The sequence below is a fragment of the Nocardiopsis sp. KDC1DS13DA1 genome, from assembly GCF_055632325.1.
Map to the genome: position 1 here is coordinate 189255 of NZ_JBVMUY010000017.1, position 16060 is coordinate 205314.

Consider the following 16060-nt stretch of genomic DNA (forward strand, 5'->3'; position numbering starts at 1 on the left):
GCCGATCGCGGTGCTGCTACTCCAGGTCGATGACCTCGAAGGACAGCGCACCCTGGATCTTCACGACGTCCCCGGGCCGCGCTTTTCGGCCCGTGGGGTGGTGGCAGTCGGGCGACATGTAGAAGCGCAGGAGTCCGTCGGTGCGGTTCTTGGCCCGCTCCGCGGAGGGCAGGCCCGGGAACACCTGCGGGATGTCGTGGCAGCCCTCGGCGGGGTCGGCGGCCATGGTGACGGGGTTGTTCGCGAGGCCGTGCCTGAAGAGGACGACGCCCTCGGCGGCGTGGGCGGGTGCGGTGAACAACGGCAGCGCCACCACGGCGGTGGCGGCGGTGACGGCGAGACGCTTCAACACGTTCGGGTGCTCCAGTCATGCTCGACGGATGGGACATTGCCAAACGTGCCCATTCAATGACCGGGGGCGACAGGAGTGGGTGGGCAACGCCGGTCGGGTGCCGTGTCTTTGCCCGCCGGGGCACGGTCGCGGGCCCACCCTCTCGACCGGTGCCGCGACCACCGCCCGGCCACCGTGGTCCGGTGCCGAAGGGGAGCCGCGGGGTGCACTCCATGCCGTCGTCGCCCCTGGTCGGAGCGGGTTCCCGGAGTAGCCTGGAAGGGGACTCGACGGCCGCGCGCCCACCCGGGTCGGCGGCCCGACGGACGAGGGGGGTCCGCGATGAGTACGGTCCGCAGTGTCATGACGTCCCAGGTGGTCGCCGTCACGGAGGACGCCGGTTACCGGGAGGTCCTCGAAGCGCTGGTCGACCACCACGTGGGAGCTCTGCCCGTCACCGACGAGGAGGGGCGCGTGGTCGGGGTGGTGTCGGAGGAGGACCTGCTCCACAAGGAGGAGTTCAAGGGCGGTGACTACGTCCCGCCGCCGAGGGCCCGTCTGCGCGCGCACCTGGGCGTCGGCGGCGCGGCGCGGGACAAGGCCCAGGCCACGAGCGCGGCCGAACTCATGACGCGCCCGGCCGTGACGGTGGGGCCCGACGACAGCGTGGTCGAGGCGGCGCGGCTGATGGAACGGCGCGGTGTCAAGCACCTTCCGGTGGTGGACGAGGGGACGCGCCTGGTCGGGATCGTGAGCCGGTCCGACCTGCTGCGGGTGTTCCTGCGCGGGGACGCCGACCTCGCCGACGAGGTGCGCGGTGAGATCACCGAGGTCATGAACCGGGCGCGCGACGAGGATCCGACCGCGACGGTGGCCAACGGAGTGGTCCACCTGACCGGCACCGTGCGGCTGCGCAGCGAGGCCCAGGAACTGGTCCGCCGCGCCCAGCGGGTCGAGGGGGTGGTCTCCGTCGAGTCCAGTCTCGACTGGCACGTCGACGACGTCGTTCCCGAACACGTCCGCTGGCGCTCCGTGACGCCGTGACCCCGGACCCGCCCGGCGCAAGGGGCGTCCGACCGCGGTGGGAACGGCCTCCTCACACCGGTCCGGCGCTGTCGGCGGGCGGGTTCCGGGGCGCCAGTCCGAACAACCGCGCGGCGTTGTCGTGGCAGACCGCGCGCAGCCACGCCCTCCCCAGGCCGGTGGCCTCCAGGGCGTCGAGCGCGTCGGCGTAGCGGTAGGGGATGTTCGGGAAGTCCGTACCGAGCAGGACCCTCCCGCCCAGGTCCGCCAGCCGGGGCAGTGCGGCGCGCGGGAACGGTGCCATGTCCTCGATGAACGGTGTGAACGCCATCGTGGTGTCCAGCATGACGTGCGTGTGGCGCTCGGCCAGGGAGAGGAAGTCCTCGTACTCGGGCGCGCCCAGGTGCGCGACGACCAGCCGCAGCCCCGGGTGGCGGTCCAGCACGGAGCCGATCGGGCCCGGGCCGGTGAAGGCCCCCGGAACCGGACCGGAACCGCAGTGGGTCACGACCGGTGTTCCGGCCTCGGCCAGCAGCCCCCACACCGGCTCCAGCACCGGGTCGTTCGGATCGAACCCGCCGACCTGGAGGTGGCACTTGAACACCCGCGCACCCTGGTCGAGGGCGCGCCGCACGTCGTCGGGGGCGCCCGGCTCGGCGAAGAAGGTGGCCGTGTGCAGGCATTCGGGGGTCCGCGCGGCGAACTCCGCCGACCAGTCGTTGAGCCAGCGCGCCATGCCGGGCCGGTGCGGGTACAGCATCGACGTGAACGCGCGGACGCCGAAGCCCCGCAGCGTCTCCACCCGCTCCTCCTCCTCGTGGCGGTAGGTGATGGGCCAGGGCCGTCCCACGAGCGGACCGGCCTGGTCGAAGTGGGCCCACACCTTCGTCAGGACCCGCTCGGGCATGAAGTGGGTGTGTACGTCCACCAGGGCGGCCAGTCCGAGCGACCGGCGGAACGCCGCGACCCTCTCCCGGTCGTCGGCGGCCCGCCGCTCCGGTTCCGTGCGCATACCGGCTCCCCCTCGTTCCTCTGCAGGGTGACGACGATGCCACACCGGCCCCGGCGCACCACACGGGTGGCACCGGGTCACGCGGCAGGACGCGGGAGTCACCCGCCGCTGTCGGAGTTCCCGGCGGAACCGGAGCCCTCCCGGGGTTGGATCCGCGCGTCCGCCGGGGAGGCTTGCTTCGTGCCACGGAGACCGCCCCCGATCCCGCGAAGGAGCCCCATGCCCGACCTCGTCCGCCCCGCGAACGACTCCGACCGCCCGACGATGGAACGGCTGTGGCTGATGTTCCATCACGACCTGTCGGAGTTCCACGGTGTGCTGCCCAACCCGGACGGGACCTTCCGCGACGACCGGCTCCGCGCGGCCCTCACCGACGCGGACTGGGCGCCCTACCTCCTGACGAGTGAGGGCCGCCCCGTCGGTCTCGCCCTGGTCCGCGGTGTGGGCGGTCCGGTGCGTGTCCTGAACAGTTTCTTCGTCGTGCGCGGGGCCCGGCGGAGGGGGATCGGCCTGCGGGCGGTCCGGGAGGTCGTGGCCGGGTACCCGGGGCCGTGGGAGGTGGCCTTCCAGGACGCCAACACCGCCGCGGTCCGGTTCTGGCGCCGCGCGGCCACGGAGACCGCCGGTGCCGGGTGGACCGAGCGGCGCGAGCCGGTGCCGGGGCGTCCGGACCTGCCGCCGGACGTGTGGATCTCGTTCCGCGTCCCCGCGCAGGGGGGCGCTCCGCCTGCCGCGGTGTAGGTCCGGCGGGCGTCCCCGCGAAGGCGGCGGCCACGGACCGGGACGGGGCCTCGCGCTAGGGTCGCGGGATGGACTGGATCGAGCGGGTCGCGGCGATCAGGCGCTGGAACCAGAACGGTTACCGCGCCCCCCACAAACCCCTCCTGCTGCTCTACGCGCTGGGACACCACCAACGCCACGGCGCCCGCCCCATCCCCTACAGCGGGGCCGAGCGGCATCTGGCCGACCTCCTCCGTGAGTTCGGACCTCCCCGCAGACCCACGCCGCACTATCCCTTCCACCACCTGGCCAGCGACGGCCTGTGGCGGGTCACGACGCCGGACGGGAGAGCGTGCGACGCCGACACCGCCCCCCGACTGCGGAGGGAGGACGCGCGCGGCAGCCTGAGCCCGGAGTTCTCCGCGGCCCTGTCGGCGGACCCCGCCCTGGCCGTCCGCATCGCGCGCCACCTCCTCGACGCGAACTTCGCACCCTCGCTGCACGCGGAGATCTGCACGCTCGCGGGCCTGAGCCTGGACGGCGGAGCCGACCGCCACGGTGACGTCCGCTTCGTCGCGGGACGCCGCGACCCCCGCTTCCGGGACCTGGTCCTGGACGCCTACGACCACCGGTGCGCCTTCTGCGGGTACGACGGGTGGATCGACGGCGGACCCGTGGCGTTGGAGGCCGCGCACGTGCGCTGGTGGGCGCTCGGCGGCCCCGACGACCTGACCAACGGCCTGTGCCTGTGCTCGATCCACCACCGGCTGTTCGACAGGGGCGTCCTCGGCCTCTCGCGCGACCACACCGTCGCCGTCTCCTCCCGGTTCGGGGGGCGTTCCCCGGCCTCGGAGCGGCTCGTGTCCTCCCTGCGGGGGCGGCCGCTGAACCGCCCCGGGGGCGCCGACCCGGCGGTCGAACCCGACCACGTCGACTGGCACGGCCGGGAGGTCTTCCGCGGCGACCTCCCGGCCCTCGCGGGGTAGCCGGAGCCGGCCACGGGGCGGCGTCCGTTCACCTCCGGTATGACCTGCGGCACCCGGCATCGCTAGGATGCGACCCGGACTGAGCCGGAAGAGCAGAGAGAAGAGCACAGTGGCTGCTGATGGAAGTACCAAGGCCGTCGTCGTGGCCCTGAGCGCCAACCTCGGGATCGCGGTGACCAAGTTCGTGGCGTTCCTCCTCACCGGATCCTCGTCCATGCTGGCGGAGTCCATCCACTCCGTCGCCGACTCCGGGAACCAGGGCCTGCTCCTCCTCGGCGGAAAGCGCGCCAAGCGCGACGCCACCGCGGCGCACCCCTTCGGCTACGGCCGCGAGCGCTACATCTACGCCTTCCTCGTCGCGATCGTGCTCTTCAGCGTCGGCGGCCTGTTCGCGCTCTACGAGGCCTGGCACAAGATCTCCGACCCGCACCCGATCGAGGACTGGCGCTGGGTCCCGGTCGCCGTCCTGGTGGTCGCCATCATCCTGGAGTCGAGCGCCATGCGCACGGCGATCAAGGAGTCCAACGCCGTGCGCGGCAAGGCGAGCTGGGTCGACTTCATCCGCCGCTCCAAGTCGCCCGAGCTGCCGGTCATCCTCCTGGAGGACGCCGGAGCCCTCATCGGCCTCGTGTTCGCGCTCATCGGCGTCGGCATGACCCTCATCACCGGCAACGGGATCTGGGACGGCCTGGGCACCGCCGCGATCGGCCTCCTGCTCGTCGCCATCGCCATTGTCCTGGCCGTCGAGATGAAGAGCCTCCTGGTCGGGGAGTCCGCGACCGAGGAGCACGTGCGCCAGATCGAGCGGGCCATCGCCGGAACCGAGGACATCGACTCCGTCATCCACATGCGCACCATGCACCTGGGCCCGGAGGAGCTGCTGGTGGCCGCCAAGGTGGAGGTCGACGGCGAGGACGACGCCGCACGGGTCGCCCGGGCCATCGACGCGGCCGAGGCGCGCGTCCGCGAGGCCGTCCCGATCGCCCGGCTCATCTACATCGAGCCCGACCTCAGGCGCACCCTCCACTCCGCCGGGACCGGCACCTCCACCGAGGAGGAGTAGGGCCTCCGCCGGAACGGTCGGGCACGGCGGAGGGCCGGAACGAACACCCTCCGCCCCCGTCCGTCCCCGAGGGACGCCCCCCGGCCCGGGTCAGTCCGCGTACACCTCGTGCGCCCACGCCTCCAGCCCCGCGGCGAAGCCCCTGGCCTCCTCCGGGGACAGGCCGGCGAACGCGCGAACGAGCGGGGCGGAGCGTCTGGCCATGAAGGCACGCATGGTCTCGCGCTGGTCCTCGGCCAGGGAGACCAGGACACGCCGACGGTTGTCGGGATCGCTGCGGCGGACCACCATGCCCAGGCTCGCGAGGTCGCTGACCAGTTCACTGACGGTGGAGGGGCCGACGCCCAGCCGTGCCGACAGGTCGCCCATCCTGATCTCCTCGACGATGGTGAGCTGCGCCAGGATGGTGCCGTGCCGCCCGGTCAGGTGGTGGCGTTCGAAGACGCGGCGGAGCGCCTCGGGCATCTCGCCCGGCGCCCGCCGGTAGTAGACCTCCAGCATCGGGATGAACCGGAGCGCGCCCTCGACCAGTTCCATGTCCGGAACCCGCGCGCCGTCCTCGGCCTCTTCCCCACCCATGGGAGTGATGCTATCCGTCGGCCGGGCGGCACAGGAGCGGGAGGGCGCTCATCCCGTTGGCCCTGAGACGGCTTCTGACGAAACCGTGGAAACTCGGCCGGAGGAGCTGGTTGAGCAGGAAGGGAACGGCCCGCCCCGGAAGCCTCGCGTAGTTGACGAACGCGAAACGGCCCTGCTCGACGGGCAGCAGCGGCGTGGAGTTGTCCACACCGACCTTGGTCGTGTACCAGCCGGTGAGGCTCTCCCAGACCAGCTCCGCCCTCGCGCCGTCATCGGCGAGGAAGTGGTTGAACAGGTAGACGCCGTCGGAGGGGTTCTCCGTGTCGCCGATCCGGGCCGGGTTGCGGGCGGGGATGACCATCTCCGCCCCGATCTCCCCGAAACCAGCCGAGGCGCGCACGTCGGCGATGGTGTCCGGGGAGGAGGTCTCCACGAGTACCAGCACGTCGCAGCGGGGAAGCCCGCGCAGGGGCGGCATGAGGACCGACTCGAACACCCGCGCGCGGACGACCTCGGGACGGTCGGTCAGCCCCCGCACCAGGGAGCGGCACTCCCGGATCGCGTCGTCACGCCGGGCGCTTTTGCGGACCACGGGTGCGCGGGGCGGGTCGACCGACAGCCCGGCGTAGACGTAACCGGAGGGGGAGGGGGGACGAAACGTCGCCTTCGGGTACTTCTCGGTTCTCGCGTCCACGGTGGAACACCTTTCCCGGACCTTTGTGCAACTCATTTCGGATACCCGAAGTGTACATCCGGCCCTGCGCGGCATCCAGGATGGATTCCCGCCCCCGGGACGCCCCCCGGCCCGCGGGACGCACGGTCCGGGAGACGCGCGCCGGGTGTACCCGACGGCCTGCCGGGGTAGACCGTGGAGGGCACCCCGCCTGCCCTCCCCCTCCTGGTCGAGTCGCGTCACAGTGGAGAGAAGGGGAGAGGGCCATGCTGGAGAGGATCGCGAACGCACCCGCGGGGGTCGACGCGCTCAAGGCCGTCGGCGACGTCACCAAGGACGACTACGAGACGGTGATCGAACCGATCATCGACGAGGCCCGACGCGAGGGCCGCCGCGTCCGCATGCTCTGCGAGTTCGGTCCGGAGTTCGATTCCTTCACCCCCGGGGCTGCCTGGGAGGACCTCAAGGTCGGGATGGGCTCCATGCGGCTCTTCGAGGGCTGCGCGGTCGTGACCGACACCGGATGGATCCGTCAGTCGACCCGCCTCGGGCGCTTCCTGGCCCCGTGCCCGGTGCGCGTCTTCGACGTCGACGACCGTGACGGAGCCCTCCGCTGGCTGGCCGCCCTGCCCGAGGGGCCGGGCCTGTCCCACCGCCTCGATCCCCGGTCCAGGGTCCTCGTGGCGGAGGTCGACGCGCCGCTGCGGGTCCAGGACTTCGACGCGCTGGCGCAGACCGCGGACACCTGGCTCGCCACGCACGACGAACTGGCCGGAATCGTCGTGCACACCCGGGACTTCCCGGGGTGGGAGAACATCACGAGCCTCCTCCGCCACGTGCGCTTCGTCCGCGACCACCACCGGCGGGTCCGCAGGGTGGCACTCGCGGCGGACAGCAGAGTCGCCGACCTGATGCCCCACCTGGCCAACCACTTCGTCCGGGCCGAACTGCGCCACTTCGACTACGACGACCTCGACGCCGCCGTGGCCTGGGCCGCGGGCCCGCCGCGGCCGGCCGACGACGGCTGAGGCGGGCCCGGCAAACCCGTGGCACCCGCGCGCCGTCAGCCGCGCAGGATCCCGTCGAGCGCCTCCACCGCCCGGTCGATGTCGTCGTGCGAGACGAAGTAGTGCGGCGAGGCGCGGACGACCGCCTCCAGCCCCCGCCGCTCCATGTCGAAACGGGTGGACTCGCGGGGGCTCACCGTGACGGCCACGCCCGCGTCCCACAGCGCCGCGGCCACCCGCTTCGGCTCCGCCCCGGCACAGGTGAACGTGACGATCCCGTTGTGCTCGGTCCCGATGTCGGCGACCTCGACCCCCTCCGTCCCCGCCAGCCCCCGCCGCAGCCGTGCGGCGCGGTCGGCGACGGCGTCGGCGACCGCCTCCAGACCCAGGTCCAGTGCGTAGCGGGCGGCGGCGACCAGCCCCAGGCGCTCGGCCACGCCGTACTCCCACAGCTGGTGGACGCGGGCGTCGCCGCGGAGCCGGTAGGTGGTGGCGCTGTCCCACTCCGCGCCGGAGTGGTCGACCAGGAGCGGGCGCAGGCGTTCGGCCGCGGAGCGGCGGACCGCGAGGAAACCGGTGCCCCGGGGACCGCGCAGCCACTTGCGCCCCGTGCCGGAGAGCATGTCGACCCCCAGCTCGTCCATCCGCACCGGCAGCTGGCCGACGGACTGGCAGGCGTCGAGCAGGACCAGGGCGCCCGCCTCGTGCGCGGCCTCGGCCGCCTCCCGGACGGGGTTGGTCAGCCCGGAGTTGGTCGGTACGTGGACGAGGGAGAGCAACCGGACGCGCTCGTCCAGCGTCTCGCGCAGGGCCTCGACCGACATCGCCCCCGAGGCGTCCGACGGGACGACCTCCACGCGCGCGCCGTGCCGTTCGGCCAGGCGCAGCAGCGCGACGGCGTTCGCGCCGTACTCGGCCTCGGTGACCAGGACGCGGTCCCCCGCGCCCAGGGGGACCGACCCGGCCAGGGTCAGCCACGACCGGGTGGCGCTGTCGGTGAAGGCGACCTCGTCGGGCGCGCAGCCGAGGAGCTCGGCGAACACGGCGTGGCCCGCCTCCACGTCCTCCGCCCGTTCGGCGTAGGCGCGGTAGCCGCCGATCTGCGCCTCGCGCCTCAGGTGGGCGATCACCTCGTCCAGGACCGGTGTCGGTGGCAGGGAGGATCCGGCGCTGTCGAGGAAGATCCGCCCCGCGCAGCCGGGGGTGTCGGCCCGGGCGGTCTCGATGTCGATCATGCGTGCCCCTTCCAGGGGGTTGCGGAGGGTGGTGGAGTGACGACGACGGGCATGCTACCGGGGGCGGGAACCGCAGCGGGAGCGCCACCACCCCGCTCCTCCGGCGCCCGTGACCAGGACCGCCAGGACGAGCGCGGTCCACCCCGGACCGACGGACTCCAGCAGGCGGACCAGCTCCGCCTGCACCCGGACGGCCGCGCCCACCACCGGGTCGTCGGCCGGGCCCCCGGAGAGCACACGCAGCTCGAACCACCCGTAGTAGGCCACGTACAGCCCCGCCAGGACGAGCAGCACGCCCCCGGCGCGCGTCACGTACGGCATGGCCCGGCGCAGGCGCGCCGCGACCGAGTCCCGGGCCAGCGCGACGGCCACGGTCAGGACGCCGACCACCGCTCCCATACCCAGCGCGTACGCCAGGAACACGGCCACCGCCCCGACCGGGCTGGCGGACCGCAGCGCCGCCGTGGTCAGGGCGAGGAACGGGCCGACCGTGCAGGACAGCGACGCGACCGCGTACGTGATCCCGTAGACCAGGGCCCAGCGGAGGGAGCGGACGGGCCGCCCGGGGGAGGGCCTGGGCAGCAGCAGGGTGATCTCCCGGCCCGCCGCGAGCCACGCGCCCAGCCCCACCAGAGCGGCGCCGATCAGCACCGTCACCCAGGGCAGGTGGCGTTCCACCGACAGCGCGAGCGGCGTGACGACCAGTGCGAAGCCCGCGAAGACGAGCGTGAAGCCGCCGGTCATGGCGGCCGTCGTGGCCAGGGCGCGGCCCAGCGGGCGCCACCGGGCCCCGGCCGCCGTCGCACCGCTACCGCCCTCCGAGGCGACCAGCAGCGTCAGGTAGCCGGGCAGCAGGGCGAAACCGCACGGGTTGAGTACCGCGAGCATGCCCGCCACCAGGGCGATCGCGATCGGAAGCTGACTCATGACCCCGGGGTGACCGCCTCGACGCGGGCGTCGAGGTCGTCCTCGGTGAGGGTGCCCTGAACCGTCTCGAAGGTGCCGTCGGCGTTGAGGAAGACGAAGGCGGGTTGGCTGGCGACGCCGAAGTCCGACCAGATCGAGCCGTCCCCGTCCACCAGGTGGGTCAGGTCCCCCGTGCCGGTGTCGGAGACGAAACCGCGCATGGCGTCGACCTCGCCGAGGCCGGCGACGCCGACGAACTCCACGTCGCCGGAGTGCCGCTCGGCCGCCTCGGCCACGCCCGCGGCCTCGCCCCGGCAGACCGTGCACCACGGCGCCCAGAACCACAGCACGGCGGGCTCGCCCGCGAGCGAGGCGCCGGAGAAGTCGTCGCCGTCCACCGTGCGGGTGTCGAACGCCAGCGCGTCGGGGACCTCCCCGGTGGCGGTGTCCGATCCGGTGGCGTCCGGTCCCCGTGTCGCGGGCGCCTCGGCGGAGCCGTCTCCGGACTCCTCCCCGGGGCCGGTGGCGGCGCAGGCGGTCAGCAGGGCGGCGGAGGCCGCCACCGCCGCCAGGATCGTCGGGAGACGGCGTTCGGAGGGGGGCGCGGTCGTCATGGTCACCTCGGAGGTCGGTCGCGGGGAGGGGCGCAACCCAGCGAACCAGAACGCCGCCGCGCGGTCCACGGGGGCTCCTCCCCTCCGGGGGCCGAACCTGCCGAAGGAACGCCGTGAACGGGGCGTTCGGCGTGTGACCGACGGCCCGCGCGGGGTACTCCACTAAGTGAGACAGGTCACATCCCGGGCTCGTGCCGCGAACCCGGATCACCTGGGAGGTGGCGGCCATGTCCACGATCGCTCACGCCCGCTCACACGCCATGACGCACGCCTGGAGGGGCGCGGTGGCCGGTGTGATCGGTGGTGTCGTCTTCGGGGTCCTGATGGCCATGACGGGCCTACTGCCGATGGTCGCCATGCTGGTCGGCAGTTCGAACGCGGTCGTGGGTGCGGTGGTGCACCTGGCGATCTCCGCCGTCTTCGGTGTGGTGTTCGGGGTCCTGGCTGGTGCGTACGCCGACCGCGTGTGGGTCACCCTCGGGGCCGGCCTGGCCTACGGCGTCGCGCTGTGGGTCGTCGGCGGACTCATCCTCATGCCCGCGATGCTCGGCATGGCGATGTTCCCGATGGGGCAGACGTCGATGATGAGCCTGCTGGGGCACGCCATCTACGGTCTGGTGACGGCGGCGTCCCTCTACGGACTGAGCAGGAGACACGTGTAGGCGGTGGTGCCCGGGGCCTTCGCTGCGCTGCGGGCCGGGTCCTGGCGCCCCGGTAGGCAGGGATTCCCGCTCCGCGGCGGCGCCCGCCGCCCGTTCCCCGCCACGCGGCCCACCCCGTCGCGCACCACCCTGCCGACGCCCGAACGGTGCCCCCTCGGCCGACCGCTCCGCACAACGGGCCCTCGGCCGATCCGGGTCCGCCGACGCCCCTCCGCGGCGTCGGCGCCGCCGTGCCCGGCCCGGGGAGGGTCGCCCCGGGCCGGAGCGAACCCTAGGCCACGGAGGCCCGCACCCCGGTGACCGCGGCCTCCGCCGCGGCGAGCCCGCTGGTGATCGACACCTCACCCAGCAACCCGGGCGCCGCCACCGCGTCCCCCGCGAGGTAGACGCCGTCGCCCCGGTCGATCGCGGGCCGGTCCCGCCACGTGCGGCCCGGCAGGTCGAGGGCGCCCGTCCGGCCCCGGCACACCTGGTCGCGCCGCCAGCCGGTCCGCTCCCGCCAACCGGGCAGCGCGCCGTCCAGCAGGCGCTCGATCCGGGCGGTGGCCTCCGCACGGGACTCGCCCGCGCGCACCGGGAGCTGCGCCTGGTACAGCGCCTCGCCCCCGGGCGCGATCCCCGGGTCGAGGAAGGAGTAGCACTCGACGAACCCCGACTCGTCGAGGTCGAACACGATCGTCGGATCCTTCTTCCGCGGCCGCACACCCAGGTCCACGAGCAGGGAGTGGCCGCTCTCCCACCGCAGCGTGTCGTCGCCGAGCAGCGACCGGGCCGCGGCGAGCGAGGTCGCCACGATCGTCGGCGCGCCCGGGAGTTCCGTCACCCGGACACCGGTCTCGATCCGCACCCCCGCCTCCCGCGCCCGCGACGCCATGCGCTCCACCAGGCTGCCCCAACCGCCGCGCGGATAGCGGACGGCCGGGGCCTGGAGCGCGGTCACCCGGGTGAAGCGTTCCCAGACGAACGCCGCCGACAGCCGTCCCGGGTCCGCCTCGTAGGTGGTCACCCCCAGGAAACCGCAGACCGCCCGGGTGGCGGCCCCGCCCAGGTTCTCCCGCCCCCACGAGGCGAAGTCCCGGTCGTGCGGTGCGCGCAGCCTCCGCCGCCGGATCGCCCCGAGCAGACCGGCTGACGGCAGGCGGCCCACCCGGCCCCCGCTCCGGAACCGCGTCCCGGCGAAGAAGGCGGCGGTCGGTACGCAGACCGGCGGGAGGAGCCCGCGGTCGGCCAGCCACGTGTACGGCGTCCCGTCGCTGTACAGGGCGTGCGGACCGTCGTTGACCACGTACGGCGGTTCGGTCGAGCGGGCTCTGCCGCCCAGCCGTCCGTGCGCTTCCCACAGGGTGACGTTCGCGCCCCTCTCGGCGCTGGCGATGGCCGCGGTCAGTCCGGCGAGGCCACCGCCCACAACGGTGATGTCCATGCCACTAGGACGGGTCGGGCGTCCGCAGACGTGACATCTTCTCCGGATTGGCCACGAGATAGACGTGTTGGACCAGGCCGTCGACCACGTCCAGCACGATCAGCGTCACGACGTGGCCGTCCACCGCGACGTAGGCGGCCGGGGCGCCGTTGACCTCGGTGACCCCCGTCTCCAGGTCCGCCGCGCCCGTGACCCCGGCGGAGTCGAGGAAGCGCCGGGTGTTGCGCTCCTGGGTGACCGCGTGCAGGAAGCCGGTGACCTTCCGGGCCCCCTGGAGCACCCGCAGGGGCGCCCTGACCCTTCCTCCGCCGTCGCCGACCAGTGTCGCGTCGTCGGCCAGCAGGGAGGTGAGGCCGTCGAGGTCGCCCTCCAGACACGCCTGGAGGAAGCGTTCGGTGATCCGGCGCCGGGAACCCCGGTCGGCGTCGAACCGCGGGCGCCGCTCGCGCACGTGGTCGCGGGCGCGCCGGGCGAGCTGCCGGGTGGTGTCCTCCTCGCGGCCGATGACCTCGCCGATGCGCGCGTAGGGGAACTGGAAGGCCTCGCGGAGCACGAAGACCGCGCGTTCGAGGGGGCTGAGGGTCTCCAGGACGACCAGGAGCGCGTACTCCACCGAGTCGGCGAGCTCGGCGTGGTCAGCCCCGTCGGGAAGGTCGCTGACCGGTTCGGGAAGCCACTCGCCGACATAGGACTCGCGTCGGGACCGTGCGGAGCGGAGCCGGTCGAGGGCGACCCGGGAGGCGACGGTGACCAGGTAGGAGCGCGGTTCGTCGACGGTGGCGGGATCGACGCCGCGCCAGCGCAGCCAGGTCTCCTGGACCACGTCCTCGGCGTCGGCTGCGCTGCCGAGGATGCGGTAGGCCACCCCGGTGAGGAGGGAGCGGTGCTTTTCGAAGACATCGGTGGTCATGTCGGGAAGACGTATCACGGTGCCCCGGACGTGACATCACGTGCGGTCCCCTCCGTGTGTCCGGTGCCCGTGACGGCCGGTCACCGCGCGATCCCCTTGCCCGGCGGTGTGTCACGCCCCTACCGTGGCCCGTCCATGGACCACGCTGGGGAGGGCCGGGTGTACCGACTGCGGGAGTGGCGCCCCGAGGACGCCGACCGCCTGGCGGCGGCGTTCGAGGACCGCGACCTGGCGCGGCAGACCACACTCGTGCCGCGTACCCGTGCTCTGGCGCTGGAGTGGATCGCCCGCTGCCTGGACCGCGCCGCCGACGGGCGGGCGCTGGCGTTCGCGGTCGTCGAGGGCGGCGGGCCGGTGCTCGGCCACGTCGAGGTGGCGGTGACCGACCCGCGCCACGACACCGGATGGGTGTCCTACTGGACGCACCCCGCCGAGCGGGGGCGGGGCGTCGCGTCCGCGGGGGCGGCCCTCGTCGCCGGGCACGCCTTCGGTGACCTGTCCCTGCACCGGCTGGAGCTGGAGCACCGGATCAACAACCCCGCCTCGTGCGCGGCGGCGCTGCGGGCCGGGTTCCGTCCCGAAGGGGTGCGGCGGGCCCGCCTGCGGTACGGAACGGAGCGGTTCGACGTCGGGGCGCACGCACGGCTGGCCACCGATCCGGCGGAGGGGGTCGCCCTGCCGCGGTGCGGTGGCCGGTGAGGCGGGAGGTGTAGGCGGGGCACGGTCCGAACCGTGCCCCGCGTTCGCCTCCCGGCGGGATCAGTTGTGGATGTTGTTGTTGGCGTTGCTGTCGATGACGTTGCAGCCGTCCAGGCTGACCAGGGAGAACTGGAGGACGTCGGCGCAGATCGGCACGGTGATGTTCTGGATGTCGGCGTTGTTGTCCGCGACGGCGGTGCCGCTCATGGCGCCGAGGGCGAGGCCGGTGGCGAGAACGAGGCCGGAGACGGTGGAGAAGCGCTTCATGGTGTTGGTCCTTGTCGGTTCGCGATGCGATCGTTGGTTCGGTGGAGGCCGGTCGGCCCCCGGGGTGCGTGCCCGTGGTTAGCGGTGGACGCTGATGTTGCCGTTGGAGTCCTTGTCGACGACGTTGCAGCCGTCGGCGGTCAGGCCCGCGACCTGGATGATGTCCAGGCAGACCGGGATGGTGACGTTCTGGACGTTGGCGTTGTTGTCCGCGGCGGCGGTGCCGGTCAGGGCGCCGAGGGCGAGGCCGGTGGCGAGGACGAGCCCGGAGGCCTTGGCGATACGCGTCATGGGGTCACCTTTCGGAAGGTCCAAAATTGGATGGCTGTAGCCGCCGGAAATAACTTAGCGTAGCCAGGCGCGTGCTCGGAGTACTTTCGGGGAAGAATTCAGAGGTTCCTCGGGCTTTCTCTGGCTCCGTGCACGACATGACGGACATGCCGTGTCAACACGGCGGCATCATGTGACCGAACTGAGAACACGGCACGCGCGGCCCTTCGGTGAGCCCTTCGGCGCCCGACACTGGTCGCGCACACGAAAAAGGGCCCGCGCGTCGCGCAGGCCCTTCGGATCGGTGCGGTGGCTACCAGCCCTGCTGCTGCCCGTAGCCCGGGTACTGCTGCCCGTACCCCGGCTGCTGGCCGTAGCCGGGCTGCTGGCCGTAGCCGGGCTGCTGTCCGTACCCGGGGTACTGCTGCTGGTCGTAGCCCGGGTACTGCTGCTGCCCGTATCCCGGCTGCTGGGCGTAGCCCGCGTACGGGTCGTGCACCTGCTGCGCCCCCGTGTGCGGGTACGCCTGCTGCTGGCCGGTGTGGTCCTGCGGCGGAGCGGGCTGCTGGGTCTCGGCCTGGTCGGCGGGGCCCGGCGCCGCCGACGCGTCCGGCCGGAAGATGAACAGGCGCGAGGCCGTCTCCTCCGACTCGCTCGGCGCCGTCATCTCCAGGCGCCAGCCCGCCTCCTCGATCCCCTCCAGGATGCGGGTCAGGCCGGGGCGCAGCTTGCTGCCCTGCTCGTCATAGGCGTTGACGTCGAGCTGGATGATGAACATCCGGCGCTTCTGCTGCGCGGCGACCTTCGCGTGCTCGACGACCGTGCTGTCCCTCACGACCTGTGTGACGCTCATGAATAACCGTACCCATCTGCTCTGATCGGAGCTGCTTCACCCGCTGGGGCCTCCCGGTCGTCCGCGTTCGGCATGGCGGGATTCCGCCGGGCTCCGGAACCATGATGCCCGCTGTGCGGGCATCTGACCACAGAACGCCCGAACCCTCCTGAGGGCTAGGACGCGGCGCCGCGGACCGCCTCCGCCACGGGGGTCCCGCCGTTCACCAGGTTGAGAGTCCTGCCGACCGTCCCCGGTTCCTCCAGCAGGGCGAGAATCACCGCGGCCACGTCGTCACGGGTCACCTCGGCGCGCCCGACGTCCGGGCCGAGCGCCACGAACCCCGATCCGGGAGCGTCGGTCAGCCGCCCCGGACGCAGGATCGTCCAGTCGAGCTCCAGGTGGCGTTCCCGGAGGTCGGCGTCGGCGGCGCGCTTGGCCTCGACGTAGGCGGCCCAGACCTCGTCGGTGCCCTCGGGGACGGGTTCGTCCACCCCGATGGCCGAGACCTGGACCAGGCGGCGCACACCGGCCAGCGAGGCCGCGTCAGCGGTCAGGACGGCGGCCGCGCGGTCCACGGTGTCCTTGCGGGGAGCCCCGCTGCCGGGACCGGCGCCGGCGGCGAAGACCACGCCGTCGGCGTTCATGATCTTCTCGGTCAGCTCGGTGACGGTGGCCTTCTCCAGGTCCACCACCACCGGCTCCGCCCCGGCGTCGCGGACGTCCCGGGCGTGGTCGGGGTTGCGGATGAGGGCGACGGGCTCGTCGCCGCGGTCGGCCAGCAGCCTGGCCAGACGCAGTGCGATCTTCCCGTGCCCTCCGGCGATGACGATACGCATGCCCGAAGC

20 protein-coding genes are annotated in these 16060 nt (G+C 73.2%); 7 read left to right on the forward strand and 13 right to left on the reverse strand.

Annotated features, from left to right (window positions below; genetic code table 11):
* Positions 1-16: 16 nt before the first annotated feature.
* Positions 17-352, reverse strand: a complete 336-nt coding sequence (locus ACTVAJ_RS12820; RefSeq protein ID WP_470388355.1) for a hypothetical protein — start codon at positions 350-352, stop codon at positions 17-19.
* A 321-nt stretch (positions 353-673) separates the two neighbouring features.
* Here ACTVAJ_RS12820 and ACTVAJ_RS12825 point away from each other — a divergent pair, with 321 nt between their 5' ends.
* Positions 674-1375 carry a CBS domain-containing protein gene (locus ACTVAJ_RS12825; RefSeq protein WP_470388356.1) on the forward strand — a complete coding sequence of 234 codons (702 nt, stop codon included), beginning with the start codon at positions 674-676 and terminating at the stop codon, positions 1373-1375.
* Between the two features lie 52 nt (positions 1376-1427).
* Here the strand turns inward: ACTVAJ_RS12825 and ACTVAJ_RS12830 are convergent, their stop codons facing one another.
* The gene (locus ACTVAJ_RS12830) at positions 1428-2366 is read right to left on the reverse strand and encodes an amidohydrolase family protein (RefSeq protein ID WP_470388357.1); all 939 of its coding nucleotides are present in this window, start codon (positions 2364-2366) and stop codon (positions 1428-1430) included.
* Positions 2367-2585: 219 nt separating this feature from the next.
* Between ACTVAJ_RS12830 and ACTVAJ_RS12835 the strand changes: the two genes are divergently transcribed.
* The 3 genes from ACTVAJ_RS12835 (at position 2586) to ACTVAJ_RS12845 (ending at position 5135) form a co-directional block, all read left to right on the forward strand.
* A complete protein-coding gene (locus ACTVAJ_RS12835; RefSeq protein ID WP_470388358.1) occupies positions 2586-3107 on the forward strand; it encodes a GNAT family N-acetyltransferase in 522 nt (173 codons plus the stop codon).
* Positions 3108-3175: 68 nt separating this feature from the next.
* Entirely contained in the window at positions 3176-4072 is an 897-nt protein-coding gene (locus tag ACTVAJ_RS12840) for a phosphorothioated DNA-binding restriction endonuclease (protein ID WP_470388359.1), read from the forward strand.
* Between the two features lie 109 nt (positions 4073-4181).
* Positions 4182-5135: a cation diffusion facilitator family transporter gene (locus tag ACTVAJ_RS12845; RefSeq protein ID WP_470388360.1), complete on the forward strand. Its 954-nt coding sequence runs from the start codon at positions 4182-4184 to the stop codon at positions 5133-5135.
* A 90-nt stretch (positions 5136-5225) separates the two neighbouring features.
* Here the strand turns inward: ACTVAJ_RS12845 and ACTVAJ_RS12850 are convergent, their stop codons facing one another.
* Together ACTVAJ_RS12850 and ACTVAJ_RS12855 are read right to left on the reverse strand one after the other, a co-directional pair.
* Positions 5226-5714, reverse strand: a complete 489-nt coding sequence (locus tag ACTVAJ_RS12850; RefSeq protein ID WP_470388361.1) for a MarR family winged helix-turn-helix transcriptional regulator — start codon at positions 5712-5714, stop codon at positions 5226-5228.
* A gap of 10 nt (positions 5715-5724) precedes the next feature.
* On the reverse strand, positions 5725-6408 hold the full coding sequence (locus ACTVAJ_RS12855) for a hypothetical protein (protein ID WP_470388362.1): 684 nt from the start codon (positions 6406-6408) through the stop codon (positions 5725-5727).
* A gap of 245 nt (positions 6409-6653) precedes the next feature.
* Between ACTVAJ_RS12855 and ACTVAJ_RS12860 the strand changes: the two genes are divergently transcribed.
* Entirely contained in the window at positions 6654-7415 is a 762-nt protein-coding gene (locus ACTVAJ_RS12860; RefSeq protein WP_470388363.1) for a SpoIIAA family protein, read from the forward strand.
* A 35-nt stretch (positions 7416-7450) separates the two neighbouring features.
* On the opposite strand, the gene ACTVAJ_RS12865 is transcribed toward ACTVAJ_RS12860, so the two are convergent.
* Genes ACTVAJ_RS12865 through ACTVAJ_RS12875 form a run of 3 tightly spaced genes read right to left on the reverse strand, consistent with a single transcriptional unit; the run spans position 7451 to position 10149 of the window.
* Positions 7451-8629, reverse strand: coding sequence for an aminotransferase class V-fold PLP-dependent enzyme (locus tag ACTVAJ_RS12865; protein WP_470388364.1), 1179 nt, complete (start codon positions 8627-8629; stop codon positions 7451-7453).
* Positions 8630-8683: 54 nt separating this feature from the next.
* Positions 8684-9556 carry a cytochrome c biogenesis CcdA family protein gene (locus tag ACTVAJ_RS12870; RefSeq protein ID WP_470388365.1) on the reverse strand — a complete coding sequence of 291 codons (873 nt, stop codon included), beginning with the start codon at positions 9554-9556 and terminating at the stop codon, positions 8684-8686.
* Positions 9553-10149 carry a redoxin domain-containing protein gene (locus ACTVAJ_RS12875; protein WP_470388366.1) on the reverse strand — a complete coding sequence of 199 codons (597 nt, stop codon included), beginning with the start codon at positions 10147-10149 and terminating at the stop codon, positions 9553-9555. The genes ACTVAJ_RS12870 and ACTVAJ_RS12875 overlap by 4 nt, the downstream gene beginning before the upstream one ends.
* Before the next feature lie 227 nt (positions 10150-10376).
* On the opposite strand from ACTVAJ_RS12875, the gene ACTVAJ_RS12880 reads away from it, so the two are divergent.
* Complete coding sequence (locus ACTVAJ_RS12880) at positions 10377-10811, forward strand: hypothetical protein (protein WP_470388367.1); 435 nt, start codon at positions 10377-10379, stop codon at positions 10809-10811.
* A 271-nt stretch (positions 10812-11082) separates the two neighbouring features.
* Here the strand turns inward: ACTVAJ_RS12880 and ACTVAJ_RS12885 are convergent, their stop codons facing one another.
* Together ACTVAJ_RS12885 and sigJ are read right to left on the reverse strand one after the other, a co-directional pair.
* The gene (locus ACTVAJ_RS12885) at positions 11083-12234 is read right to left on the reverse strand and encodes a phytoene desaturase family protein (protein WP_470388368.1); all 1152 of its coding nucleotides are present in this window, start codon (positions 12232-12234) and stop codon (positions 11083-11085) included.
* Between the two features lie 4 nt (positions 12235-12238).
* Positions 12239-13144 carry an RNA polymerase sigma factor SigJ gene (gene sigJ / locus ACTVAJ_RS12890; RefSeq protein ID WP_470388369.1) on the reverse strand — a complete coding sequence of 302 codons (906 nt, stop codon included), beginning with the start codon at positions 13142-13144 and terminating at the stop codon, positions 12239-12241.
* A 159-nt stretch (positions 13145-13303) separates the two neighbouring features.
* On the opposite strand from sigJ, the gene ACTVAJ_RS12895 reads away from it, so the two are divergent.
* The gene (locus ACTVAJ_RS12895; protein WP_470388493.1) at positions 13304-13843 is read left to right on the forward strand and encodes a GNAT family N-acetyltransferase; all 540 of its coding nucleotides are present in this window, start codon (positions 13304-13306) and stop codon (positions 13841-13843) included.
* 60 nt (positions 13844-13903) lie between these two features.
* Here the strand turns inward: ACTVAJ_RS12895 and ACTVAJ_RS12900 are convergent, their stop codons facing one another.
* The 4 genes from ACTVAJ_RS12900 to ACTVAJ_RS12915 form a co-directional block, all read right to left on the reverse strand.
* Entirely contained in the window at positions 13904-14110 is a 207-nt protein-coding gene (locus tag ACTVAJ_RS12900) for a hypothetical protein (RefSeq protein ID WP_470388370.1), read from the reverse strand.
* A 78-nt stretch (positions 14111-14188) separates the two neighbouring features.
* A complete protein-coding gene (locus ACTVAJ_RS12905; RefSeq protein WP_470388371.1) occupies positions 14189-14401 on the reverse strand; it encodes a hypothetical protein in 213 nt (70 codons plus the stop codon).
* Positions 14402-14693: 292 nt separating this feature from the next.
* Complete coding sequence (locus ACTVAJ_RS12910; protein ID WP_470388372.1) at positions 14694-15233, reverse strand: hypothetical protein; 540 nt, start codon at positions 15231-15233, stop codon at positions 14694-14696.
* Between the two features lie 155 nt (positions 15234-15388).
* Positions 15389-16051 carry an NAD(P)-binding oxidoreductase gene (locus ACTVAJ_RS12915; protein WP_470388373.1) on the reverse strand — a complete coding sequence of 221 codons (663 nt, stop codon included), beginning with the start codon at positions 16049-16051 and terminating at the stop codon, positions 15389-15391.
* Positions 16052-16060: the final 9 nt, after the last annotated feature.

What these genes read in the sequence shown, in the direction of transcription:
- ACTVAJ_RS12825 (WP_470388356.1), top strand. Translation starts at nt 674, where the DNA reads ATGAGTACGGTCCGCAGTGTCATGACGTCCCAGGTGGTCGCCGTCACG.
- ACTVAJ_RS12830 (WP_470388357.1), bottom strand. Translation starts at nt 2,366, where the DNA reads ATGCGCACGGAACCGGAGCGGCGGGCCGCCGACGACCGGGAGAGGGTC.
- ACTVAJ_RS12835 (WP_470388358.1), top strand. Translation starts at nt 2,586, where the DNA reads ATGCCCGACCTCGTCCGCCCCGCGAACGACTCCGACCGCCCGACGATG.
- ACTVAJ_RS12840 (WP_470388359.1), top strand. Translation starts at nt 3,176, where the DNA reads ATGGACTGGATCGAGCGGGTCGCGGCGATCAGGCGCTGGAACCAGAAC.
- ACTVAJ_RS12850 (WP_470388361.1), bottom strand. Translation starts at nt 5,714, where the DNA reads ATGGGTGGGGAAGAGGCCGAGGACGGCGCGCGGGTTCCGGACATGGAA.
- ACTVAJ_RS12860 (WP_470388363.1), top strand. Translation starts at nt 6,654, where the DNA reads ATGCTGGAGAGGATCGCGAACGCACCCGCGGGGGTCGACGCGCTCAAG.
- ACTVAJ_RS12865 (WP_470388364.1), bottom strand. Translation starts at nt 8,629, where the DNA reads ATGATCGACATCGAGACCGCCCGGGCCGACACCCCCGGCTGCGCGGGG.
- ACTVAJ_RS12870 (WP_470388365.1), bottom strand. Translation starts at nt 9,556, where the DNA reads ATGAGTCAGCTTCCGATCGCGATCGCCCTGGTGGCGGGCATGCTCGCG.
- ACTVAJ_RS12875 (WP_470388366.1), bottom strand. Translation starts at nt 10,149, where the DNA reads ATGACGACCGCGCCCCCCTCCGAACGCCGTCTCCCGACGATCCTGGCG.
- ACTVAJ_RS12880 (WP_470388367.1), top strand. Translation starts at nt 10,377, where the DNA reads ATGTCCACGATCGCTCACGCCCGCTCACACGCCATGACGCACGCCTGG.
- ACTVAJ_RS12885 (WP_470388368.1), bottom strand. Translation starts at nt 12,234, where the DNA reads ATGGACATCACCGTTGTGGGCGGTGGCCTCGCCGGACTGACCGCGGCC.
- sigJ (WP_470388369.1), bottom strand. Translation starts at nt 13,144, where the DNA reads ATGACCACCGATGTCTTCGAAAAGCACCGCTCCCTCCTCACCGGGGTG.
- ACTVAJ_RS12900 (WP_470388370.1), bottom strand. Translation starts at nt 14,110, where the DNA reads ATGAAGCGCTTCTCCACCGTCTCCGGCCTCGTTCTCGCCACCGGCCTC.
- ACTVAJ_RS12905 (WP_470388371.1), bottom strand. Translation starts at nt 14,401, where the DNA reads ATGACGCGTATCGCCAAGGCCTCCGGGCTCGTCCTCGCCACCGGCCTC.
- ACTVAJ_RS12910 (WP_470388372.1), bottom strand. Translation starts at nt 15,233, where the DNA reads ATGAGCGTCACACAGGTCGTGAGGGACAGCACGGTCGTCGAGCACGCG.
- ACTVAJ_RS12915 (WP_470388373.1), bottom strand. Translation starts at nt 16,051, where the DNA reads ATGCGTATCGTCATCGCCGGAGGGCACGGGAAGATCGCACTGCGTCTG.